A 22,597-nucleotide genomic window follows, 5' to 3' on the forward strand; every position below is an offset into this window, starting at 1 on the left:
CACCACATTTTCCGAGCCAAGGAGACAAACCCGTGGCCGACATGCACCGTATCAACTTCGAGCCTGTTGACATCGAGATGGAAGTCGGCGAAGAGGAGAACATCCTCGATGCCGCATTCCGGCAGGGAATTCACCTGATGCACGGCTGCCGCGAGGGGCGGTGCTCGGCCTGCAAGTCCTACGTCCTCGACGGCGAGATTCAGATGGCGGACTACTCGACGTTCGCGTGTAACGACGCCGAGGTCGAAGAGGGATTCGTGCTGCTCTGCCGCTCACATGCCTTCAGCGATTGCACCATCGAACTGCTGAACTTCGACGAGGACGAACTACTCAGCGGTGTCGCCATCCAGGATGTGCGCACACAGGTGGTCGCGCTCGAGCCGATGACCAAGGACATCGTGTCGCTGCGTCTGCGGACCGTCGATCCCGCAGCGTACGAGTTCAAACCGGGACAGTACTCCGACCTGCAGATCCCGGGAACCGGGGAACACCGGTCCTTCTCCATGGCGACGACACAATCGACGCTGGGACAGGTCGAATTCCTCATCAAGAAGTACCCTGGCGGCAAGTTCGCCGGCCTGCTCGAGGACGGGATCTCGGTGGGTGCCGAGATCTCCCTGACCGGCCCCTACGGGTCGTTCACCCTCAAAGAGGGGCACGTCCTGCCGATTGTCTTCATCGGGGGCGGAGCAGGGATGGCACCGATTCTGTCGTTGCTGCGGCACATGAGCGAAACAGGCAACACCCGGCAGGTGCACTTCTACTACGGAGCCCGCACCCCACAAGACCTGTTCTACCTCGACGAGATCCTCGAGCTCGGGAAGAACCTGACGGGCTTCAGGTTCGTGGCCTGCCTCTCGGAATCGATGGACCCTTGGCCCTCGGGCCAGATCGCCGTCGAGGAAGGCAATGTCACCGACGTCGTCAGTCGCCGTGAACCGGACATCGGCAAGTCCGAGGTCTACCTGTGTGGGCCGCCGCCGATGGTGGATGCGGCGCTCGAACTGCTCGAGGCGAACAACACCCCGAAGGATCAGGTCTTCTACGACAAGTTCACCAGCCCAGCCTTCGAGTAGTCGCAGCAGGAACCCATCTTCCTTCCTTCGCCGACAAGAACTGAGAAACGAGATGACTGAAACCACCGGTACCAGGCAACGCAGCTTCCCCAAGATCGAATTCACCGACTCCGAGGCCGGCGCGCTGGAGTTCCCGAGCTCCCGAAGCCGCACCTTCAACTACTACAAGCCGGCCAAGTTGCGCTCGACGACGTACGAGGACGTGACCGTCGACGTACAGCCCGACCCCGACCGGCACCTGACCCAGGGGTGGATCTACGGCTTCGGCAACGGCCCCGGCGGATACCCGCAGGACTGGACGGCCGCGAAGTCGGCGAACTGGCATGCCTTTCGCGACCCGAACGAGGAGTGGGATCAGACCATCTACCGCAACAACTCCAAGGTCGTCCACCAGGTGGAGTTGTGCCTGTCCAACGCCAAGCGCGCCCGGGTCTACGACGCATGGGGCACCCCGTGGTTGACGTTCATCGCCCGCAACCTGGGCGCGTGGATGCATGCCGAGAACGGGCTGGCGCTACACGTGTTCACCTCCATCCAGCGTTCCTGCCCGACGAACATGATCAACACCGCTGTCGCGGTGAACGCCGCCCACAAGATGCGGTTCGCTCAGGACCTGGCGCTGTTCAATCTTGATCTGTCGGAGGCTGCTGAGGACTTCGACGGAGCAGCGCACAAGGAGGTCTGGCAGTCCGCGCCCGAATGGCAGCCCACCCGTGAGGTCGTCGAGCGGCTGACCGCGGTACCGGATTGGTGTGAGCTGCTGTTCGGCTCCAACATCGTCTTCGAGCAACTGGTGGGTTCTCTGTTCCGCAGCGAACTGGTCATGCAGATCGCCGCCGGCAACGGCGACTACATCACGCCCACGATCGTGGGCACCGGTGAGCACGACTACGACCGGGACCTCGCCTATACCCGCAACCTCTTCCGGTTGCTCGCCCGCGACAGCGAGCACGGGGAGTCGAATAAGGAGCTGTTCGGCACCTGGCTGGTGACCTGGGTGCCGCGGTGTCTCGCGGCGGCGCGGGCGCTGCAGCCGATCTGGTCGCAGCCGGCAGACAAGGCGGTCACCTTCGCGACCAGTCTCGACGCCGCCACGGACAAGTTCCGTTCCCTGCTCGATGACATCGGGCTCGACATCCCGGAGGAGTTGGACAAGTGAACATGCAATTCGGATCGGCCACCGAGTTCTCCAACATGTGTGGCGTCACCTTGATGAACACCCCCGTCGGCCGGGTCGTTGCGGAAGTGATGGGCGCGAAGGACGGTGTGGAGCTAACGGAGTACCCGTCGATGATCCGCGTCGACGGCCAGCGTCTGCTCACCTTCGACTACGACGAGCTCACCGAGGCTTTGGGCGATGAGTTCGACGGCTCCATCTTCGAGGAGATCAGCTCCACCCACTACGGGCGCATGGTCCACCTCGACGACAAGACCCTCCTGTTCGCCAGCCCCGAGGATGCTGCCGAGTACATCGGGTTCGATCTCACGGCGAAATGATCGTGCCCGTCTGGGGCCACTGCGGTGGCCCCAGACGGACCACCCACCATCTATCCGAACCAGGATCAAGCGAGGACTCGATGTATCAGAAGGACGGCGAGAATTACTTCATCGTCGATGCGCACATCGCGCTGTGGGATGCTCGTCCCGAAAACCAGCTCAACGTCCACGGCAAGCAGTTCATCGACTGCTTCTACGACTACCACCGCAACCTGAGCCCGGAGTCGGAGCTGTGGTCGTACGAGGAGTACCTCTACTACGGCGGCGAGCGCCTGATGCGCGACCTGTTCACCGACGGGTACGTCGACCACGCGATCTTCCAGCCCGCCCACCTCGGGGCCTTCTACCGCAACGGGTTCGGGCAGACCGAGGAAGCTTTCGCGCTCACCCAGCGGTATCCCGGCAAGCTGACCTACAACCACTGCTGGGATCCCCGCTTCGGGCAGGCCGGGCTGGACCAGCTCCGGCGCGACGCCGAGCGGTTCAAGCTCAAGGGCGTGAAGCTTTACACGGCCGAGTGGCAAGGCGATTCACGTGGGTACAAATTGGACGACCCCTGGAGCTATCGCTACCTGGAGACCTGCCAGGAACTGGGGATCACCAACATCCACATCCACAAGGGACCGACCATCCGGCCGCTGGACCGCGACGCCTTCGACGTCGCGGACGTCGACAAGGCGGCTTCGGACTTCCCGGAACTGAACTTCGTCGTCGAGCACTGCGGTCTTCCTCGGCTGGAAGACTTCTGCTGGATCGCAACACAGGAACCGAACGTGCACGCCGGCCTCGCCGTCGCAATGCCGTTCATCCACACCAGACCACGGTACTTCGCGCAGATCATCGGCGAGCTGCTCTATTGGCTCGACGAAAACCGCATCCAGTTCTCCAGCGATTACGCCCTGTGGACTCCTCGATGGCTCATCGAGCGCTTCGTCGACTTCCAGATCCCCGAGGACATGCTCACCGAATACGACCAGATCACCGTCGACCAGAAGAAGAAGATCCTCGGGCTCAACGCGGCAGCCCTCTACGGCATCGACGTTCCCGCAAACCTGCAGTTGGCCGAGCCGGCCGGACAGGAAGGCGTCGAGGTCGCTGCCGGGGCGCGGGAGATCGTGTCGTCATGACCGCCACCGCTGTCTGCACGGAAGAGGACGTCATCGAAGCGCTGTCGACGGTCATGGACCCGGAGTTGGACGCGCCGATCATCGATCTGGGCTTCGTCCGGTCGGTTACCCTCGACGACGACGGAGTCACCGTCCACCTGCGGCTCCCCACCGCCTTCTGCTCGCCGAATTTCGCCTACCTCATGGCCTCCGACACACTGGATGCCCTGCGCCTGGTCGAGGACATCGGTCAGGTACAGGTGCTGCTGGACGACCATCACGACAGCGAAAAGATCAACGCCGGTCTGGCCGCCGACGCGGGCTACGTCGGGACGTTCGGCCCCGAGGCGGAGGAGAGCCTACGTGAGCTGCGCAGAACGTTCCTCTCCAAGGCGCACGCAGCGGCGATGGAACGGTGCGTCGAGGCGCACCTGAAGCGAACCGGCCTGCAAGCGAACGAAATCTACCGACTCACCCTCGGCGACCTCGTGCCAGGAGAGAACAAAGACGCGTTGCTGCGCCGCCGCGCCGGCATCGGACTGAGCAGCTGCCCGGCCAGCCGGGTGTTCGTCGACGACAACGGCAAGCGCATACCTCCCGAGTCGGTGCCCATGCGCCTGCGACTCGCCAAGTCGGTGCGTATCTCGATGGAAGGCAACGCCCACTTCTGCCGTGGCCTGCTCGCCACGCGCTACACCGGCAGCGAGTCCGCCGGCGCGGCGCCCCGGATCACCAACCTCAGAACAACCAGGAGTCCGCGATGAAGGCCGTGCAGGTTGTGGGATACCACACCAAGCTGCAGCTCACCGACATTCCCGAACCCACGGTCGGGGGCCCGCTCGATGTCATCGTGCGAATCGGCGGTGCCGGCGTCTGCCGCACCGATCTGCACATCCTCGAAGGGCAGTGGGAGGAAAAGAGCGGCGTCGATCTGCCCTACACGATTGGCCACGAAAACGCGGGTTGGGTCCACGCCGTGGGCGGTGCCGTCACGAACGTCGCGGTCGGCGACAAGGTGATCCTGCACCCACTCATCACGTGCGGGCTGTGCCGCGCCTGCCGCTCCGGCGACGACGTCCACTGCCAGGACAGCAAGTTCCCCGGCATCGACGTCAACGGCGGCTACGCGGAATACCTGCGTACCACCGCCCGCAGCGTGATACGGATCGACGACTCGCTCGAGCCGGCCGACGTGGCTGCGCTCGCCGACGCGGGCCTGACGGCGTACCACGCGGTCGCGAAGGTGGCGAAGACGACCCGGCCCGGGGACGTGTGCGTGGTGATCGGTGCCGGCGGGCTCGGCCACATCGGCATCCAGGTCCTCAAGGCGATCTCCGGAGTCACCGTGGTCGTGCTCGACCGCAACCCCGCCGCCGTCGAGCTCGCGGTGCAGATCGGCGCCGATCACGGCATCGTCGCCGACGGCACCCACATCGAGCAGGTACTGAACCTGACCGGTGGGCACGGCGCCGAAGCCGTCGTCGACTTCGTCGGCGAGGGCGGCGCGACCCGAGAAGGAATCGCGATGCTGCGTCGCGCGGGAAACTACTATGTCGTCGGATACGGCGAGAACATCGACGTCTCGACGATCGACGTGATCTCCACGGAAATCAACTTCATCGGAAACCTCGTCGGCTCCTACAACGACCTGCAGGAGCTCATGACCCTTGCTGCCCAGGGCAAAGTCACTTTGCACACGACCAAGTACCGCCTCGAGAACTTCCAGCAGGCACTTGACGATCTCGATGGCGGGCGGGTGCGCGGCCGGGCGATTCTCATCCCGTAGAACACCGCAATCTCCGTACGAGAAAGCACGAAGGGAATATCAGCCATGGCCAAAGAGCTGCGTTACAACAAGGAAGCACGGTCGCGGCTCGAGCACGGCGTCAACGCCCTCGCCGACGCGGTCAAGGTGACCCTCGGCCCCAAGGGACGCAACGCGGTACTCGAAAAGCTCACCGGACCCCCCACGATCACCAATGACGGCGTGACCATCGCCCGCGAGATCCAGCTACGCGAACCCTTCGCCAACATGGGCGCCCAGCTGGTCAAAGAAGTGGCGATGAAAACCAATGGTGTGGTCGGCGATGGAACCACCACCGCGACCGTGCTGGCTCAGGCGATGGTCCGCGAGGGGCTCCGGGCCGTCGAAGCCGGCGCCAACCCCATGCGAGTGCGCCGCGGCATCGAGCGAGCCGTGTCCGTGGTCGTCGACTCGCTCCGCGATCAGTCGTCCCAGGTCAGTGGCCAGAGCGACCTGCAGCGGATCGCGACCCTCGCCGCCAGTGATGACGAAACGATCGGACATGCCATCGCGCAGGCCGTCGACTACGTCGGCAGGTCCGGAGTGGTCACCACCGAGGAGAGCGACACTCTCGGACTGTCCACCGACATCGTCGACGGCATCGAGTTCGACCACGGTTACACCTCCGGGTACATGGTCACCGACCCAGAGCGGATGGAAGCGGTGCACAACAATCCGCTGATTCTGCTGACAAACAAGAAGATCACCCAGGTGCAGGACATCATGCCGAGCATCGAGGTGGCCAAGCGCGCCGACCGGCCGCTGGTCGTGCTGGCCGAGGAAGTCGACGGACCGGCTCTGCAACTCCTCGTCGGCGGCAACATGCACAAGACGATGCAGTCGGTGGTCGTCCGAGCACCCGGTTTCGGGCACCGCCGCGTCGCCGAACTGGAAGACCTCGCGGTGGCGTTGGGTGGGCAGGTAATCGCCAAGGACACCGGCATCGAGCTGTCCGAGGTGACTGTCGGCCATCTCGGTTCGTGTGACCGCATCACGGTAACCGAGAACGAGACGACCATCGTCGGCGGTCACGGGGACCAGCGTCTCCTCGACGCCCGCCTCGCGCAGCTCGAGGCCCAGCGCGAACGTGCCAAGATCGATGCCGACCAGGAAAGCCTCGAACTGCGCATTGCCCGGCTCACCGGGCGGGTCGCCGTCATCCGAGTCGGCGGCGCCACCAGCGTCGAGCTCAAGGAGCGGATGCTTCGCGTTGAGGACGCTCTGGCCGCCACCCGCGCTGCGGTGGAGGAGGGGATCGTGTCCGGTGGTGGAACCGCGCTGGTGCAATCACACCGGGCACTCACGGATGTCGATCTCCCCGAGGACGAGGCAATCGGGTGGGGTGTCGTGCGACGCGCTCTTGCCGAACCCCTCCGTTGGATCGCGATCAACGCCGGCTTCGACGGCGACGAGGTCGTCGAGGTGGTCGCCGGCTTGCCGCTCGGGCACGGGTTCAACGCCCTCACTGGTGAATACGGCGACATGTTCGACGACGGTGTGATCGACCCGTTCAAGGTCACCCGCGCCGCGCTCGAAAGCGCCGCATCGATTGCGGCACTGCTCATCACGACCGAGACCGCCGTCGTGGAGGAGATCATCGGCAACCCCGGCGCGATCGTCGCTCCCGGCTTCGGCGATCTCGCCGAAGGCATGGTCCGCCCGTCCAACATCTACTGAGGTTCAACGCTGTCTTGCAATGGCCACACCTCGTCCTGATTCGTCCCCGGGAGATGACGCCGTCATGTTCCGTACTGGGCGGTCGCGGCGGGCGAGTGGTCGTGATTGGCTCGCCGGGTAATGAACCAACGACGAGCCCCGGGGCTGGTCGCGACTTCTGCCGCGCTGGGGCGTCTCGAGTTTGGGGCGCCACCGGTAGAAGCCGGTCTCGCGAGAATTGAGAAACGCGAAAAGTCCCAATTTCAATGGAACTTGCGGGGTGGCGGCGTGTCGGGCGATGACACGCCGGTGGTTGTGGACAACTCCCGCAATTTCAATGGAACCTGCGGGGTGGCGGCGTGTTGGGTCACGACACGCCGGTGGTTGTGGACAACTTCCGCGATTTCAAAGGAATCGGACTCCCGGGCAAGATCCGCTGGACGCCCGGCCGGACCTGCCGCTGGGCCTTGCGGCGACGTGCCAAGATCGACGCCTCCGGCATCAGCTACATCAGCTACATCAGCTACATCAGCTACATCAGCTACATCAGCTACATCAGCTACATCAGCTACATCAGCTACATCAGCTACATCGGCTGAATCGAGTGTCCCGCCAGCGGGTCGGTGATCCACTTCTGCGGTTCGCCCCGGGTCGAAGCAGTCCCATAACGAGACAGCCATTTGTCAACGGCGTCACTAGCGTCGGTCAAGCCGACGTGCCGGCCAACCAGCAACGAGCCGGGCGTGCGACGTGCGACCAACGGAGGTAGCAGATGAAGGCACTTGTTTACCACGGCCCGGACAACAAGGCCTGGGAGGACGTACCGGACGCGGCCGTGCAGGAACCCACCGACGTCGTGGTCAAGGTCGATACGACCACGATCTGCGGTACGGACCTGCACATCCTGCAGGGCGATGTTCCAGCGGTGACCGACGGCCGGATCCTCGGTCACGAGGCCGTCGGCACGATCACCGAGGTCGGGGCTGCGGTTCGCGGGTTCTCCGTGGGAGACCGGGTGCTGGTCCCGGCAATCACCAAGTGCGGTCGCTGTGAGTACTGCCAGCGGGGCATGCCGTCGCACTGCCAGACCGTGGGCGGGATCGGCTGGATCTTCGGCCACCTGATCGACGGCACTCAGGCCGAGTACGTTCGCGTCCCGTACGCGGACACCTCGCTCTACGCCATTCCGGAAGCCGTCAGCGACGAGCAAGCGATCTTCCTCGCCGATTCCCTGCCGACCGGCTACGAGGTCGGCGTCCTCGCGGGCAACGTCCGACCCGGCAACACGGTCGCGGTCGTCGGCGCCGGTGCGGTCGGACTGTCCGCGGTGCTCACCACCGGTCTGTGGGGCGCGTTCAAGGTGATCGCGATCGACTCCAACAAGTTCCGCCTGGAGAAGGCGCTGGAGTTCGGGGCCACCGACGCAGTCGAAGTCGGACCCGGCACCGTCAGTGACGTCACCGCGCTCACCGACGGGCTCGGCGTCGACGTCGCGATCGAAGCCGTCGGCTATCCGGAGACCCTGCTCACCGCCGCATCGATTGTGCGGCCCGGCGGCACCATCGCCAACGTCGGCGTGCACGGGACACCGGTCGAGATCCCGATGCAGGACATGTGGATCAGCAACGTGACCATGACGATGGGCCTGGTCGACACCGTCTCGATCCCGACCCTGCTCAAGATGGTCGCCAGCGGCCGTATCCCGTCGGAGAAGATGGGCACCCACTCGTTCACTTTCGACCAGATCGACGAGGCCTACGACGTGTTCAAGAACTCCGCGGCCAACCAGGCGCTCAAGGTCGTGATCACACCCGGCCGACACTCGAACACTCCGTGAGCCTGACGCTCGGAAACTAGCCTCCGCCGCTCGGTAGTGGATCAACCACGACCGAGCCGCGGATGCGTTCCACGGGTCCGCCCTGTCGCATCGAGTGACTTGAGCCCGTGGAGGAAACCGGGCCGCAAACCAGCTGAGCCGCATCGCCGTCGCACGGCCACCACGGCCGGGGCCGCGCCCCGGATCTCGGGGCACCTCGGCCGAGGTCTGGAACAGCGGGCCCACGTCCACGTCGAAGTTCGCCAGCGCGCCGTGCGCTCACCCAACCTTTTGCGCTCCGTAATGATCACGCTCGTCGAAGCGCCAGCGGATAGACGTAGTCTACAGTGGACTTCTGCTGGGCCGTGACACCCACGCGGCGATCTGCGCGCGGGAGCGGAAGCCGAGCTTGACCCGGATGTGCTCGACGTGTGATTCGACCGTTCGAGGGGCGATCATCAAAATCGCTCCGATCTCTTTGTCACGCAAACCCCGCGAGACCAACTCGGCGATTTGCAATTCCCGGCGAGTCAACACGAATCGAGCCTCGGTCCCGGCCGGGCGAGCCGTGAGTGTGGGCGCCGCGACTGGCTCTTTCACAGCGGTGCTTATGGGGTTAGGCCCCCCGCTGGTCGCCGGCGGCACCGAGGACTTGCACCAGTCGCGATACCGCAGCATGACCGAGGCTTCGTCCCCTGACTCGCTCAGCAATTCGCGGCCATAACACCGAAACGTCTCCGGCAGCCAGTACCGTGCGCGCGAGTCCTGATCGATCCGAACCAAGATCGACTTCTTGACCAGGTGGGTCAGGTAATAGACCACGTCGTCAGCCCGTATCCCGCTGCCCGCGCCGACCTTCTCGCCCGCCTCTAGATCGAACTCGCCAGGAAACACCGACAGGCGGGCCCACAGCGCGCGCTCATGCTTCGAGCAGAGTTCGGAACTCCACTCCGCCGAGGCACGCGCATCGCGATGCAGCGGTGATCGGGCAACGCTGGAAGAGGTCGTCAACAGCTGTAACCTGTCCGGTAATCGTTCTACGATCTGGTGCACCGATAGCGCCCGCAGCCGAAGCCCGCTATTTCGATCTCCAGCGGTATTCCGTCCAATCGCCGGCAGAGCGTCGCCACAGCCGCGGCGTTTCGGTCGTCGAGTACGAACCCGTAGACCAGCGCATCGGCGCGATCCACGAACAAGCGCACCGCGTCGTACTCGTCCAGCGCCGCTGGGGACAGCGTCACACCAACGGGCGGCACCGACAGGCTCGGCACCGGCAGGACGCACTCGCCGAGGATCGACAGAGTTTCCCGGCTCGTCGCCAGGATCCGCAACCCTGGCGCAGCGCGCAGTGCCGCGTCAGCGAACTTGGCGCACGCCTCCACCAGGTGCTCACAGTTGTCGAGCACAAGCAGTGACTGCTTGTTAGCGAGCTCCTTCGCCACCGTATCGATTCCGGCATCGCCGATGCACTCAGGGAGCCCGAATGCCTCGACCACCGTCGGCGCGAACGACCTGCCGTCACAGATTGAGGTGAAGTCGACAAGCCGCACACCATCCGGGAATATTCGGCGCACCTCTGTGGCGAACCGCCGCGCCAACCGGGTCTTGCCCACGCCGCCGACTCCGGTCAACGTGAGTAGCCGCGACCGGGACAGGAAGCTTCGGACCTGCGCGAGCTCGTGTCGGCGTCCTACGTAGCTGGTGGTCTCGGACAGAGACTCCAAAGCTGAAGAAACGAACATAATGACCACGGTTTTCGCTGATCGGATCGGTTGGATGGCCGATGTCCACTGACGGCCGTTACTTCGAGGCTGGCCCGTGCAAGTTTCGGTTGCGTGCGTAACGCGCATCACTCCCGGGTCCGCACGGTGTCGACAACTACAGCACTGGCACGCCGACCGACCGGACGGACTCGGCAGTGCTCAGGATGGTGTGCCGGTCCTGACCACCGAGACAATCTTGGACTTCCCTTGCTCGCCAACCGGGAATTCATCACGCCGCCTCCGCGGGCTCTTGGTGGTACGCGTTAACGCGGCCGCTCTCCCGGGTGGCGGCCAGGCTGGCCCGGCAGGTGCGGAGTATTTGCCGTGTCGCCTCGGTGCCAGGGCACCTGTGGCAACGCGTGCAGGTCACTGCGACCGAACCCGTCAGTTCGTCTACCGCGACCAACGCCTCGGCCTCGCAGCGACGACACCATCGATGCCCGGTCACGATGATCACGTGCACAGGCGAACCTATGCACTCGTGCACCCATCGTCGGTGGAAGTGGCAAGTGATGCGTTGCGCTCCTCGCGCTCCTCCGCAGCATCCTCAAGGATCAGCCTGTCCGTTAGGCGACGATCGCGGAGGTCCGCATAACGGTGACCGAACCGCAGGACCTCCGCCTCCCCGGGCTGGGAAGGGCACGAGGAAAGTCGGTCGTGCGGGCGCTCGGCCCGTTCGCGCTGGGTGGAGAGAAGCACGGGTATCGCCTCCTGTCCCTCCTCGGGGCATCGTGATCAGCTTTGATCACCTCGAACACTGTTCGGGTCGACCGCCGTCGACTCGTCTCAGCTTTGTTGGGGCCGACGCATATGAAGCTAGGCCGATATCAGCCACGTCACTGTCGCACTTTGCGACGCACGTCATTGCGAGGCGGAACCGAGTGCTAATGCCGCGATGTGGGATCGGTGGCCCGGCGGCCCCGACGAAGAGCTCGTAGTACGCCATTGAGTGCAGAGTGGGCGACAGTGGGTGCGCAATTTCGTGAGAAATTGACGTTCACCCGGGTGAACGTCAATTTCTCACGAAATTGCGCACCCACCTGGTCAGCGGGCCTGGTGGACGTGGATGTGAGAAACCCCGGCATCCGCCGGGGGAAACCCACCAGGAGCGAGGCCCCGCCCCTTCATCACATCAGAGGACCTTGTCCAGGAAGGCGCGGATGCGGGGATTGGTGTTTCTGTCGGAGAAGAATTCCGCCGGTGGGAGGTCGGCGACGATCTTCCCGCCGTCGACGAAGACGACGCGGTCGGCGACCTTGCGGGCGAAGCCCATCTCGTGGGTGACGACGACCATGGTCATGCCGTCGTCGGCGAGCTCGGACATGATGTTGAGGACGTCCTGGACGACCTCGGGGTCCAGCGCTGAGGTCGGCTCGTCGAACAGCATTAGCTTCGGGTCCATCGCGGCTGCGCGGACGATCGCGACGCGCTGCTTTTGCCCGCCGGACAACCTGTTGGGGTAGGCGTTGGCGCGTTCGAGCATCCCGACGCGCTGCAGCAGGTCGCGCGCCTTCGCCTCGGCCTCGGTCTTCGACCTCTTGAGCACGTTCATCTGGGGCAGCACGACGTTGCGCAGCGCGGTCATGTTGGGGAAGAGGTTGAAATGCTGGAACACCATGCCCATCCGGGACCGCAACCGGTCGAGGTCGACACCGCGTCCCGTCAGCTCTTCGCCGTCGAACCGCACGCTGCCGGAGGTCGGGGCCTCCAGCAGGTTGAGGCAGCGCAGGAACGTGGACTTGCCGCCGCCGCTGGGACCGATCACCGCGACCACCTGGCCGGGTTCGATCGTGAAGTCGACCCCGCGCAGCACCTTGACGTCGCCGTAGACCTTGGTCAGGTCCTGAACTTCGAGTAGTGCCATCAGATGTACACCGCCATCTTCTTCTCGATGGTGCTCGTCGCGAAACCGATGAGGTTGGTGAGCAGGTAGTAGAGCAGGCCGATGAACAGGTAGACCGTCAACGCGTCGAAGGTGCGCGAGATGATCGTCTGTCCCACGAGGAACAGCTCGTGGATGGTCACGAAGGACACCAGCGCCGAGTTCTTCGTCATCGAGACGAACTCGTTGCCAAGCGGCGGCAGCATGCGCAGGAAGGCCTGCGGGATGATCACGTGGCGCATTGCCGAGGCGTGCGGCATCCCGCACGAGCGCGCCGCTTCCAGCTGGCCGCGGTCGACGGACTGCACGGCACCGCGGAAGATCTCGGTCACGTACGAGCCGCTGTAGAGCCCGAGCGCGATGATCCCGGCGGCCATGGGCGGGAACTGCAGACCGAGCTGGGGGAGTCCGAAGTAGATGAAGAACAGCTGGACCACGAACGGAGTTCCGCGGATCACCGAGACGTAGGCGCTGCCCAGCCACCTGACGGGCGGGATCCGGCTGAGCTTGGCGAAGCCGCCGACGGTGCCGAGCAGCAGGCTCAGCACCAGTGCGCTCAGGATGACCTGGATGCTGACGAGCAGTCCCTGCCAGATCTGCCCCGAGGACTCGATGATGGTGGTGACGTTGAACAGGGGGCGCTCGGCCGGCTTGGTCGCCGTGGTCTCCGCACCGAACCATTTCTCGGTGATCTGCTGGTACGAGCCGTCGTCGCGTATCTGCTTGAGCGCGGTGTTGAACGCGTCCCGCAGGTCCGGATCGAGCTTCTGGAACGCGTAGCCGTAGTTCTCGTCGGTCAGCCGGTCACCGACCTGCTTGAGGCCGCCCTGCTGGGCGATGAAGTACTTCCCGGCGGGCGCGCCGGTCACGACGGCGTCGGCCTGCCCAAGCCGAGCCGACGAGAACATCTGCTCGTTGGTCTGCACGGTGATCAGCTGCGCGGCGGGCTGGTGCTGCTTGAGCCAGTCCACGGACTTCGTGCCCACCTGGACGGCGACCCGCTTGCCCGCGAGGTCCGCCAGCGACGCGATGGAGTTGTCCTTCTCGTTGGCGAAGATCGCGAGGCCGCCGGGGTAGTAGATGTCCGAGAAGTCGACGGCTTTGGCGCGTTCGGCGCTGATGTAGATCGCCGAGGAGCCCACGTCGATCTGGTTTGCCTGAAGTGCGGGCACGATGTTGCCGAACGGCATCTGGACGAACTCGACGTTCTTGATGCCGGCCCGCGCGGCCAGCGCTCGGACCAGGTCGACGTCGAAACCGAGCTGGTTTCCCTGGGCGTCGGTGAACTCGAACGGCGGGAAGGTCGCGTCGGTGCCGACCCGGAGCGGGAGCTGACCGGACCGCAGTGCCGCGAGCTTGCCGGTGGGGGGAGGTTCTGCCGCGGCCGCCGCGTTCGTGGGCACGAGCAGGCAGGCCGCCAGGCCGGTGAGCAGCGCGGTGGCTAGCCGCGCCCAGGTTCGCTGACGGGGCATTTCAGTGTCCTTCCGGGACGGATCGACCGGCGGCGCTCATCGCGATCGTGTGCACGAGGCGAGCTGCGACCCGAGCGGTGCGGTTGTCGATGTCGTAGGTGGGGTTCAGTTCGGTGATGTCGGCCAGGACGAGCTTCGGGTCGCTGCCGACCAGCCGGCACACCTCGATGACGACGGCGGCGGGTACGCCGAGGGTCGAAGGGGCGCTGACCCCCGGCGCCTGCGCGGCGGGGAGCACGTCGAGATCGATCGACAGGTACAGCGCGTCGACGTCCGAGGCGAAGGCCCGGACGAATTGGAGAACGTCCTCGATGTGCCGCTCCTGGCAGTCGAGGTCCAACAGGTGGCGCACACCGAGCTCGGCCGCGGTGGTGAACAGCGCGGCCGTGTTGCCCGGCTGGCTGATTCCGATTGCGGTGTAGGTGAATTCGGCGCCGCGCTCGGCTTCCGCGGCGGCGATCTGGCGGAACGGGGTGCCGGAGGTCGGGCGATCGGCTTCCCGGAGGTCGAAGTGCGCATCGAGGTTGAGCACGCCCAGCCGCCGTCCGTCCAGCAGGCCGCTCCGGGCGAGCCCGAGGTAGGAGCCGTAGGCCGTTTCGTGCCCGCCGCCGAGCACGAACGGGAGATTCTCGGCGCCGAGCTGTTTCCCGACCGCCTCGGCGAGGCCGTCCTGTGCCGCTTCGAGGTCGTCACCGGCGACCTCGACGTCGCCGGCGTCGTGCACGACGACCTCCGGCTGGATCGCGAACGAACCCAGGGCCGCGCGGATCGCGCCCGGGCCCGCCTGCGCGCCCGGCCGGCCGCCGTTGCGGCGGACTCCCTCGTCGCTGGGAAAACCGATCAGCGAGACGCCAGTGGCGCCCGGTGACGCGTTGATGGCGTTGTGCCACCGGCGATGTTCCGGGCCGGGCCCGTCAACGCGTCCGCTCCAGCGAACAACGGGTGTGCTCACGCGTGATCCTCCAGTCTGCTGATGTCCTGCGCGGCGGCGTGCGTGAGCGTGATGAGCGAATCGCGCCGCGGTCGGACGCGAAAATCCGGGGCCATCGTGCTGACCACGCCGACGAGGTCTTGCTTCCGGTCCAACACGGGCACGCTCACGCCCCACACGCCCGGATCGACCTGGCCGACGCTCACCGCGAAGCCCTGGTCCCGCACGCGCCGCAGGTCGATCTCCAACTTCTGGACCTGCGCGGTGGTCAGCCCGTGCGCCACGGCGGCACGTGCGACCCGGTCCTCGGGCAAGTGCGCGAGCAATGCCTGGGCGCTCGCGCCGAAGGTGAGCGGCTTGCTCAGCCCAGGGGAGAAGCTGCACCGGACGACCCGCGTCCCCTCGGCCGCTTCGACGCAGAGCACGTCGTTGTCGCGGGCGATGAGGAACGCGGCGAGTTCGTCGGTGTCGGTCGCCAGCCCCCGGAGACGGCGCTTCACCCCGCCCTGGCTGAGCACTTCGCGCCGGTAGTTCTCGGCCATCTGCACCGTCAGCGATCCGGCGCAGTAGCGACCGCGCGTGCGCGCCTGGTGCACCAGGCCGATCTCGACGAACGCCGTCAGGTGCCGGTACACGGCGCTCGACGGGATGCCGGTGACGGCGGAGATCTCCTCCGCGGTCACGCTCTCCCGCTCGGCGAACACCGCCAGGATCTGCGCTGCTCGCCTACCGGCTATCCGGTTGGTTTCCGGGCTTGTCACGGCGGGCACGCTACGTCGGCGCTGCCCAGCCGCCCAGCGAGTTCTCCCAGTGAGTGGGAATGTAATTCCCAGTATCCGAACGTGTGCGGAGAGCGGCGATCAGCGGCGAAAACCGGTGCCGAATAGTGACGATTCGGCTACCGGCGGTGAATTCCGTGTTTCAGGGGAGGGGACGGGGACGAACTGCGGATCAGCTTCTAGTCCCGTTCCGCGCAACCCGGCTGCGTCGCGGCGCAGCCGCACAAACTGATCTTGAACACCGTTCGCCTGTCTCCAGGATGCCGCCCTGGATGTGGCGGTGTTCGCCTACCTCAAGTGCACCAGCACCATCCCGTCGTTGCCGGGGGCCACCTCCACACGCCGGTACAGCTTCTTGATGTGGGGCTGCTTCAGCATCGCGAGAACGCGGTTCTTGAGCTTGTCGGAGCCCTTGCCTGGAATTATCTCGACGAGCGGCACGTTCTGGCCGGCGGCACGGAAGATCGCGTTGCGTACCGCGTTGTCGATGTCCCTGTCGCTGCGGAAGATCGGGTGAAGATCGACGGTCAGCTTCTCCGGCATCGCGTTCTCCCAGGGTGATCACTGAATTGGCTCCCGCTGGACCCAAGCATGATGCGAGCGAGAACCCAAGCCTCGTGCACAGGTTGAGCACGAACGCGCGCGGCTTTGTGCCCGTAAATGACCTTCCGTCACCACCCACGACGCCGTCACCCACCAAGCAAACCCGAGGGCGGTCGCGGTATCGATTTCGGACTTACTCGTCCAGGGCCGCTTCGGGTAGTTGATCTTGTTGTGGTGGCGTGGATGACCCTGCTGGCTAATTCGGCGAGGGGCCGGCGAGCCGATCAATTCGCGCGCTTGGCCGCATGGGCTGGCGTTCAGGACGGCTGAGACCCGTGCGGAACGCATCAGCTTGGTTGCCGGGTGGAGGTGGCGCTCGCCTGCGTGCGCACGGCGTTGCCGGCCTGTGGGTGGAGGCGTAACGCCCCGGCGGTGGCGATCAGCGCGGTCAGCCCGAGCAGGGTGAAGGCCACGGTATAGGCCGCCCCACTGCGCGCACCGAACACCATCTCACCCAGGGGCGCGCCGAGCCGCAGAGCCACCGTGGCCAGCGCGATGGCCAGCCCGGTGGACAACTGCTGCGTGGTGGCAGCCAGCGTGTTGGCGTCGCGCATCTGCTCGGGCGGGACATCGCTGAGCCCGATCGTGGCGTACGCGGTCAGCCCCACGGAGCGGGCAACCCCGGACAGCAAGGCCAGCGCGGCGAGCACGGGTAACGGGGTGGAGGCGGTGGTAAAGCCGAGACCGATCATGGACAGCGCGAGGGTGATCGTGGCTGCGAGCAGCACCGGCCGGAAGCCGAAGTGGTTGAGCATCGGGGTGGTCGCCGGCTTGATCGCCAGGTTGCCGACGAAGATGAAAAGCACCATCGTGCCCGAGGTGATCGCGTTGTAGCCGAACACGTTCTGCCACATCAGCGGGCACAAGAACGGTGCGGCTCCGACCACGATCCAGAACAGGAACCCGCTTGACTGGGAGAGACGGAAGGTCGGCACGCGCAGCGTGTGCAGGGCGACCAGCGGGTTAGGGGTGCGCAGCAGGTGCCAGCCTGCCACGCCGAGGCCGGCGAGACACAGCGCGGTCAGCGTGGTGGTCACCGGCCAGCCCGTGTCGCTGTCCGAAATCAGGTGCGCGGTAAAGGTGAGCCCGCCGAGCCCGCCGCAGGTGAGCACCAGGCCGAGCCAGTCCAGTGGTCGCTGGGCGGTACCGCTGTCGGCTTCCCCGACCAGTTTCCACGCCGCAACAGAGGCGAACACGCCGAGCGGCACGTTGATCAGGAACAGCCACTGCCAGGACGCATACGTGGTGATCAGTGCACCGGCTAGCGGTGCGACGACGGGTGCCAGCAGACCGGGCCACACGATGTAGGCCATCATCCGCAACAGGTCGGGCTTATCCGTCCTGGACAGCACTGCCATCCGCCCGACGGGCACCATCATCGCGGCTCCGACGCCCTGCAGCACACGCATGGCCACCAACACCGGAAGGCTGCCGCTGGCTGCACAACCGAGCGAGGCCAGGGTGAAAATCACGATGGCGGCCAGAAACACCGGCCGGACACCCAGCCTGCTGGTCAGCCAGGCGCTAAGTGGGATCAGCACGGAGAAGGTGACGAGGTAAGCCGTCATCACCAGACCGACCGCAGTCGGTGGCACGCCGAACGACTCGCCGATGTTAGGGGCGGCCGTGGTGACGATTGTGCTGTCCAAATTCTCCATGAAGAAGCAGCCGGCGACCAGGAACGCGGTATTCCGCTGGCGCGCGTCGATCATGACTTTCCTCACGGCGTGAATTTATGGAATAGCGAACGTGCACCACGCCTCGATCCGCTCACGAGCCTCGGCGCTGACCGTGGCATCACACTGCGCGGTCCGTTCAAGGCCCCCCATGGTCGTCTGGGAATCGCACGACCTGAGCCAGACGCGGCAAACAGCGGCCCGAAGGGGCAACCTTAGTGCACTTCTTCCCCTAGATCGCTGAGCCTGATGCGCCGTTCGGATAAGAAGTGACGGCGCCAACCGCAGCAACCTTGGGGCGCACGGCCAAGGCAACGGCGCCTTGGGTACTGCCTGCTCAGACAAAAACGTGGTGGGCTCTGGCACAGCGAAAGGAGGGTCCGGCATGGGATGCCGCAGGCCAAGGTCGCTGGTCGAGCGCAGACCGACCTCGCAAGCTTGGGTCAGCCTCGCCGGGCGATCCGCTTTCCCGGAGCTTCACCGCATTTCAACGCCCATTCCACACACATCCCGAACATTCTCATGCTGGACCGAGCTACGCGCCAACCGTACCCATCGGAGTGCGCCAAGCACGGCGTCCGCGGCTGTGCGGCGATCCGGCAAGCCGCGCGGGTGTAGCTGGAAACGGCATCCGGAGGTCATCATTGCCAGTCAACGCCCCGCGCGCATAGTTGTCCACGATTACCTGGGGCATCCGTTCCAAATCGAACTCAGCCGCGAATTGGCACGGCGAGGACATGATGTCCGTCATGTGTACTGCTCGGCCATCGCAGTCGGACAAGGGAATCTGCAGGCCGGAAAACCAGATTCCGGCCGCCTGTCGATCATTGGTGTGCCTCGGCAACAACACCCGAGTTCGGGTCCTGACACATACGGCCAAGACGTCGCCAGCCTCATCAGAGACTTCAAACCCCACGTGGTGATTTCGGGGAATAGCCCGGTCCCGATTCAGCGGCACATCCAGCGAACCTGCGCTGAGCAGCGAATCCGGTTCGTGTACTGGTTGCAGGATGTCTACTCCGCGCGTGCACCCAGAGCGAAGACCCGCCCCAACGATTGGGAACGCACCGCACGGTGCGAGAAGGCCACCTTGCTGAGCAGCGATGCGGTTGTTGCCATCGCAGAGCCGTTCGCGGCTTTCGTTCGTCAGTGGGGGGTGCAGCCGGAGCACATCACGGTGATAGAGAACTGGGCGCCGCTAGCAGAAATGGAATGCGCCAGCGACGACTGGGCACCGGCAAGCTCCTACCGCAGCTCCGGAGAGCCCATTTTCCTCTACTCCGGTACGCTGGACGATCGTCACGGCGCAGACCTGCTGGTGCGGTTGGCGAAGGCATGCGATGCCCGGAACACCGGCGTCCTGTTCGTCGTCAGCGAGGGAAGCGGCCGCCGTGCACTGGAAAGTGCACGCGCACTAGGAATACGTCGGCTGCAGTTATACGACTTTCAGCCCTACGACCACGTCCCGCGCATGTTCGCGGCGGCTGACGTGCTACTCGCTGGGCTGAGCACAGAAGCGGGTCAGATGTCAGTTCCCTCCAAGGTGCTGGCCTATCTATGCGCCGGACGCCCGGTGCTCGCTGCTATCCCCTCGACGAATCGTGCCGCGCAGCTGCTTGCGGAAATCGGAGCGGGGCACGTAGTCAGCCCAGACGACCCGGATGAATACGTGGAAGCGGCGTTCGCCCTGCTCGCTGACCCCGCGCGTCGTCAGCGCATGGGAAGCGCGGGACGGCAGTACGCTCGCCGTGCTTTTGCGATCAAGCCGATAGCCGACCGCTTCGAGGAGATCCTCGTGCCCTGACACCCCGGAGTACCTGATCGCACATTAGTCCGTGTGCAACGCGAGGTATCGATGACTAGGAGAAAGCCCTAACGGCAAGGGCTGCGGATTGCCTTGCAAAACGTCGAAACAATCGGCGCTTTCCGGATTGATCGTATATGTCTAGAGGAGTTGATTGCCATGAGTGACCACAGTAGTTCAGCTCTCGTCGCCGGCGGTGGGGGCTTCATCGGCGGGCACTTGGCCGCTCGCCTGCTGCGCGAGGGCTACCGCGTTCGAGTGGTCGACTGCAAACCGGTTGACGAGTGGTTCCAGGTACATCCCGACGCGGAGAACGTCGTGGCCGATCTGTCTCTTCTCGACGCAGCACACGCGGCGGCCGACGGGATGGACGAGGTTTACAACCTGGCCGCCGACATGGGTGGCATTGGTTTCATCGAAGGCAACAAGGCCCGCTGCATGTTGTCAGTGCTGATCAACACGCACCTGCTGATGGCCAGCCGCGATGCCGGCGTGGACCGATTCTTCTTCTCCTCGTCCGCCTGTGTCTACGCCGCCGCCCACCAGACCGCCCCGGATCTTGAAGCGTTGCGGGAAGAGATGGCTTATCCGGCGATGCCCGAAGACGGTTACGGGTGGGAGAAGCTCTTCGACGAGCGCATGTGCCGGCATTTCTCCGAGGACTTCGGCCTGCGCACCCGGGTAGCCCGCTTCCATAACATCTACGGCCCGCATGGAACGTGGGACGGCGGACGCGAGAAAGCCCCGGCCGCGATCTGCCGGAAAATCGCCGCTGCGGTGATTAACGGCGACGACAAGATCGAGATCTGGGGCGACGGGGAGCAGACCAGGAGTTTCACCTACATCGACGACTGCGTCGAGGGCATTCTCCGCATCATGCGCAGCGACTGCGACCAGCCACTCAACCTGGGCAGCGAGGAGCTCGTCACCATCAACCAACTTGTCGATCTGGTCCAGGAACTCGCTGGCTGCTCACTAACCCGGCACCACAACCTTTCCGCTGCTCAAGGTGTGCGGGGACGAAACAGCGACAACACGCTCATCCGCAAACAGCTCGGCTGGGCACCATCCATCTCGCTGCGCGACGGAATTTCCGAGACGTACAAGTGGATTTACAAGGAAGTCGGCTACGCCTCGCACAGGTTCCTGCCATGACCGGTACCGCTGGCGCCAGCGGGGATTGGACGAACTGGGCAGGGTCCGCCCGGTGCCACCCGGCCCGTCGCGTCAGCCCGCGCAGTGAGGACGAGCTGGTCCAGCAAGTGCGGGACGCATGTTCCACCGGCCAGCCGCTACGCGTCGCCGGAAACGGGCACTCCTTCGCGCCACTGGTCAGCACGGACAGTACCCTCGTTGATCTGCACGAGTACGCTGATGTCATCGCAGTGGACCCCGCCGCCATGACGGTCACGGTCCAAGCCGGCGCACCGCTCTGGCGCATCAACGCCGAGTTGGACCGGTACGGACTCGCGATCGAGAACATGGGGAGCATCAACGTTCAAACCGCGGCCGGCCTGGTCTCGACGGGGACACACGGTTCGGGCACCCGCTATGGCTGCCTGTCGAGTCAGATCGCGAGTATGCGGCTCGTCACGGGACGCGGGGAGCTCGTGGAGTGCTCGGCGACGTCCGAACCGGACGTGTTCTCGGCTGCTCGGCTGGGCTTGGGCGCTCTGGGAGTGATCTCTACGATCACATTTCGTTGCGTACCGGCATTTTCGCTCAGCCTCGAGGAGAGAACAGAGCCATTCGCCCGGTTCATTGAGCGCCTGCCCGAACACGTCGAGAGCATTGACCACCCCGTCTTCTTCTCGCCCATGTGGAGCGACCAGGTACACATCCGGGCCATGTCGCGCACGACGGCGCCGCTGCGGCCCCCGTCACGGTGGCAGGCGTGGCGAGATCACTACCTGGCGGGCCATGCCGGACTGCAAGGTGTGCTCTGGGCCCACCGGCGCGGTGCTGCGCTCGTGCCATTTGCCTCCAAAGTCCTGACGCGCCGCCCGCTTCGGTCGTTCGTCGACGTGAGCCATCGCATTTTCACGTTTCCACAACGCGTACGCGTGGTGTCGATGGAGTACGCCGTGCCGCTCGAGGCGTTGAGGCAGGTGTTGCAAGAGTTGCGTCGAGTACTACCGTCGTCCGGCGAGGTGGTTTCGCTGCCCCTGGAGATACGGGTGGCGTCCGGCAATGACATCCCGCTCAGCCCGGCTTACGGGCGCCCGACGGGATACGTCAATTTGGCGACCGATGCGTACAGCCCGCACGACAAGATTTATCAGGTCGCCGGAAGGGTTCTTAGCGATTTTGATGGTCGCCCGCACTGGGCGAAGCTGCATTCCCACACCGCAAGCAGCCTCGCGCCCCGCTATCCACGCTGGAACGACGTGCAGCGGATCCGCCAATCTCTCGATCCGAAAGGAATCCTGATCAACCCCTACCTGGAGCGAGTTCTCACCGGTACGGCCTGAGTGCCTGTAAGCCCCCGGTCGGTCCTCGCCAGGTTGGGAATCGTGGGCCCGCGAGGGGGAGGCCTTGTGCACCTTCCGGCAGGCTCCGTCCTGTGAGTCGGTAGGTCTCCACACGACGGGCGCCGCTTCCGGCAATTGTTCGCCCGACCTGCCACCAGCTGCCTCCGCAGATGCTTGGTGCGGTCAACTGGACAACTCAGGCCCGGGTGCGCCAGGGGCTTTGCCGGAGGGCCTGGGCCCGCCGCTGCGGTGCGCCACGGC

Annotated in this window: 21 protein-coding genes; 13 read left to right on the forward strand and 8 right to left on the reverse strand. The window is 65.0% G+C overall.

Translation table 11 applies throughout. From position 1 onward, the window contains the following. Positions 1 to 32 precede the first annotated feature (32 nt). The 9 genes from DL519_RS00900 to DL519_RS00940 all read left to right on the forward strand — a co-directional run bounded on the left by DL519_RS00900 (position 33) and on the right by DL519_RS00940 (position 8,976). Positions 33 to 1,076: a 2Fe-2S iron-sulfur cluster-binding protein gene (locus DL519_RS00900; protein ID WP_190823667.1), complete on the forward strand. Its 1,044-nt coding sequence runs from the start codon at positions 33 to 35 to the stop codon at positions 1,074 to 1,076. Between the two features lie 52 nt (positions 1,077 to 1,128). Further along, positions 1,129 to 2,235: an aromatic/alkene monooxygenase hydroxylase subunit beta gene (locus DL519_RS00905; RefSeq protein ID WP_190812469.1), complete on the forward strand. Its 1,107-nt coding sequence runs from the start codon at positions 1,129 to 1,131 to the stop codon at positions 2,233 to 2,235. A 2-nt stretch (positions 2,236 to 2,237) separates the two neighbouring features. Beyond that, positions 2,238 to 2,573, forward strand: coding sequence for a propane 2-monooxygenase effector subunit MimD (gene mimD, locus DL519_RS00910; protein WP_223840180.1), 336 nt, complete (start codon positions 2,238 to 2,240; stop codon positions 2,571 to 2,573). An 80-nt stretch (positions 2,574 to 2,653) separates the two neighbouring features. Then, a complete protein-coding gene (locus DL519_RS00915; protein WP_190812471.1) occupies positions 2,654 to 3,700 on the forward strand; it encodes an amidohydrolase family protein in 1,047 nt (348 codons plus the stop codon). Then, positions 3,697 to 4,443 (forward strand): metal-sulfur cluster assembly factor, encoded by a 747-nt coding sequence (locus tag DL519_RS00920; protein WP_190812472.1) that lies wholly within the window; start codon positions 3,697 to 3,699, stop codon positions 4,441 to 4,443. The genes DL519_RS00915 and DL519_RS00920 overlap by 4 nt, the downstream gene beginning before the upstream one ends. Further along, positions 4,440 to 5,465 carry an NAD(P)-dependent alcohol dehydrogenase gene (locus DL519_RS00925; protein ID WP_190812473.1) on the forward strand — a complete coding sequence of 342 codons (1,026 nt, stop codon included), beginning with the start codon at positions 4,440 to 4,442 and terminating at the stop codon, positions 5,463 to 5,465. Before DL519_RS00920 ends, DL519_RS00925 begins: the two co-directional genes overlap by 4 nt. Before the next feature lie 45 nt (positions 5,466 to 5,510). Continuing rightward, positions 5,511 to 7,160, forward strand: coding sequence for a chaperonin GroEL (gene groL, locus DL519_RS00930; protein WP_190812474.1), 1,650 nt, complete (start codon positions 5,511 to 5,513; stop codon positions 7,158 to 7,160). Between the two features lie 338 nt (positions 7,161 to 7,498). After that, the gene (locus DL519_RS00935; RefSeq protein WP_190812475.1) at positions 7,499 to 7,738 is read left to right on the forward strand and encodes a hypothetical protein; all 240 of its coding nucleotides are present in this window, start codon (positions 7,499 to 7,501) and stop codon (positions 7,736 to 7,738) included. Between the two features lie 173 nt (positions 7,739 to 7,911). Continuing rightward, positions 7,912 to 8,976, forward strand: a complete 1,065-nt coding sequence (locus tag DL519_RS00940) for an alcohol dehydrogenase catalytic domain-containing protein (RefSeq protein ID WP_190812476.1) — start codon at positions 7,912 to 7,914, stop codon at positions 8,974 to 8,976. Between the two features lie 321 nt (positions 8,977 to 9,297). Here DL519_RS00940 and DL519_RS45365 read toward each other — a convergent pair whose 3' ends face one another. Both DL519_RS45365 and DL519_RS00950 read right to left on the reverse strand, forming a co-directional pair. Next, entirely contained in the window at positions 9,298 to 10,008 is a 711-nt protein-coding gene (locus tag DL519_RS45365) for a response regulator transcription factor (protein WP_223838310.1), read from the reverse strand. Beyond that, the gene (locus tag DL519_RS00950) at positions 9,993 to 10,697 is read right to left on the reverse strand and encodes an ATP-binding protein (RefSeq protein WP_190812477.1); all 705 of its coding nucleotides are present in this window, start codon (positions 10,695 to 10,697) and stop codon (positions 9,993 to 9,995) included. Before DL519_RS00950 ends, DL519_RS45365 begins: the two co-directional genes overlap by 16 nt. A 618-nt stretch (positions 10,698 to 11,315) precedes the next feature. Between DL519_RS00950 and DL519_RS00955 the strand changes: the two genes are divergently transcribed. Then, positions 11,316 to 11,453 carry a hypothetical protein gene (locus tag DL519_RS00955; RefSeq protein ID WP_190812478.1) on the forward strand — a complete coding sequence of 46 codons (138 nt, stop codon included), beginning with the start codon at positions 11,316 to 11,318 and terminating at the stop codon, positions 11,451 to 11,453. A gap of 397 nt (positions 11,454 to 11,850) precedes the next feature. Here the strand turns inward: DL519_RS00955 and DL519_RS00960 are convergent, their stop codons facing one another. From DL519_RS00960 to DL519_RS00985, 6 genes are all read right to left on the reverse strand, one after another. Then, the gene (locus DL519_RS00960; RefSeq protein ID WP_190812479.1) at positions 11,851 to 12,582 is read right to left on the reverse strand and encodes an amino acid ABC transporter ATP-binding protein; all 732 of its coding nucleotides are present in this window, start codon (positions 12,580 to 12,582) and stop codon (positions 11,851 to 11,853) included. Continuing rightward, positions 12,582 to 14,072 carry an ABC transporter substrate-binding protein/permease gene (locus DL519_RS00965; RefSeq protein WP_190812480.1) on the reverse strand — a complete coding sequence of 497 codons (1,491 nt, stop codon included), beginning with the start codon at positions 14,070 to 14,072 and terminating at the stop codon, positions 12,582 to 12,584. Before DL519_RS00965 ends, DL519_RS00960 begins: the two co-directional genes overlap by 1 nt. A gap of 1 nt (position 14,073) precedes the next feature. Beyond that, entirely contained in the window at positions 14,074 to 15,024 is a 951-nt protein-coding gene (gene hutG, locus DL519_RS00970) for a formimidoylglutamase (RefSeq protein WP_190812481.1), read from the reverse strand. After that, entirely contained in the window at positions 15,021 to 15,764 is a 744-nt protein-coding gene (locus tag DL519_RS00975) for an IclR family transcriptional regulator (protein ID WP_190812482.1), read from the reverse strand. The genes hutG and DL519_RS00975 overlap by 4 nt, the downstream gene beginning before the upstream one ends. Before the next feature lie 306 nt (positions 15,765 to 16,070). Next, positions 16,071 to 16,325, reverse strand: a complete 255-nt coding sequence (locus DL519_RS00980; RefSeq protein ID WP_190812483.1) for a Smr/MutS family protein — start codon at positions 16,323 to 16,325, stop codon at positions 16,071 to 16,073. 347 nt (positions 16,326 to 16,672) lie between these two features. Further along, on the reverse strand, positions 16,673 to 18,097 hold the full coding sequence (locus DL519_RS00985) for an MFS transporter (RefSeq protein ID WP_190812484.1): 1,425 nt from the start codon (positions 18,095 to 18,097) through the stop codon (positions 16,673 to 16,675). Between the two features lie 349 nt (positions 18,098 to 18,446). Between DL519_RS00985 and DL519_RS00990 the strand changes: the two genes are divergently transcribed. The 3 genes from DL519_RS00990 to DL519_RS01000 all read left to right on the forward strand — a co-directional run bounded on the left by DL519_RS00990 (position 18,447) and on the right by DL519_RS01000 (position 22,336). Continuing rightward, entirely contained in the window at positions 18,447 to 19,865 is a 1,419-nt protein-coding gene (locus tag DL519_RS00990) for a glycosyltransferase family 4 protein (RefSeq protein WP_223838311.1), read from the forward strand. A gap of 93 nt (positions 19,866 to 19,958) precedes the next feature. Continuing rightward, positions 19,959 to 21,020, forward strand: coding sequence for an NAD-dependent epimerase/dehydratase family protein (locus DL519_RS00995; protein WP_223838312.1), 1,062 nt, complete (start codon positions 19,959 to 19,961; stop codon positions 21,018 to 21,020). Then, complete coding sequence (locus DL519_RS01000; protein WP_190812486.1) at positions 21,017 to 22,336, forward strand: D-arabinono-1,4-lactone oxidase; 1,320 nt, start codon at positions 21,017 to 21,019, stop codon at positions 22,334 to 22,336. Before DL519_RS00995 ends, DL519_RS01000 begins: the two co-directional genes overlap by 4 nt. Positions 22,337 to 22,597 lie beyond the last annotated feature (261 nt).

It is taken from the genome of Saccharopolyspora pogona, from assembly GCF_014697215.1.
GTDB lineage: Bacteria > Actinomycetota > Actinomycetes > Mycobacteriales > Pseudonocardiaceae > Saccharopolyspora > Saccharopolyspora hattusasensis.

Bases quoted from the DNA above. Each gene is read 5' to 3' on its own strand.
- DL519_RS00960 (WP_190812479.1), bottom strand. From the start codon at position 12,582: ATGGCACTACTCGAAGTTCAGGACCTGACCAAGGTCTACGGCGACGTC.
- DL519_RS00920 (WP_190812472.1), top strand. From the start codon at position 3,697: ATGACCGCCACCGCTGTCTGCACGGAAGAGGACGTCATCGAAGCGCTG.
- mimD (WP_223840180.1), top strand. From the start codon at position 2,238: ATGCAATTCGGATCGGCCACCGAGTTCTCCAACATGTGTGGCGTCACC.
- DL519_RS00985 (WP_190812484.1), bottom strand. From the start codon at position 18,097: ATGATCGACGCGCGCCAGCGGAATACCGCGTTCCTGGTCGCCGGCTGC.
- DL519_RS01000 (WP_190812486.1), top strand. From the start codon at position 21,017: ATGACCGGTACCGCTGGCGCCAGCGGGGATTGGACGAACTGGGCAGGG.
- DL519_RS00980 (WP_190812483.1), bottom strand. From the start codon at position 16,325: ATGCCGGAGAAGCTGACCGTCGATCTTCACCCGATCTTCCGCAGCGAC.
- DL519_RS00915 (WP_190812471.1), top strand. From the start codon at position 2,654: ATGTATCAGAAGGACGGCGAGAATTACTTCATCGTCGATGCGCACATC.
- groL (WP_190812474.1), top strand. From the start codon at position 5,511: ATGGCCAAAGAGCTGCGTTACAACAAGGAAGCACGGTCGCGGCTCGAG.
- DL519_RS00940 (WP_190812476.1), top strand. From the start codon at position 7,912: ATGAAGGCACTTGTTTACCACGGCCCGGACAACAAGGCCTGGGAGGAC.
- DL519_RS00950 (WP_190812477.1), bottom strand. From the start codon at position 10,697: ATGTTCGTTTCTTCAGCTTTGGAGTCTCTGTCCGAGACCACCAGCTAC.
- DL519_RS00925 (WP_190812473.1), top strand. From the start codon at position 4,440: ATGAAGGCCGTGCAGGTTGTGGGATACCACACCAAGCTGCAGCTCACC.
- DL519_RS00965 (WP_190812480.1), bottom strand. From the start codon at position 14,072: ATGCCCCGTCAGCGAACCTGGGCGCGGCTAGCCACCGCGCTGCTCACC.
- DL519_RS00905 (WP_190812469.1), top strand. From the start codon at position 1,129: ATGACTGAAACCACCGGTACCAGGCAACGCAGCTTCCCCAAGATCGAA.
- DL519_RS00990 (WP_223838311.1), top strand. From the start codon at position 18,447: ATGGGATGCCGCAGGCCAAGGTCGCTGGTCGAGCGCAGACCGACCTCG.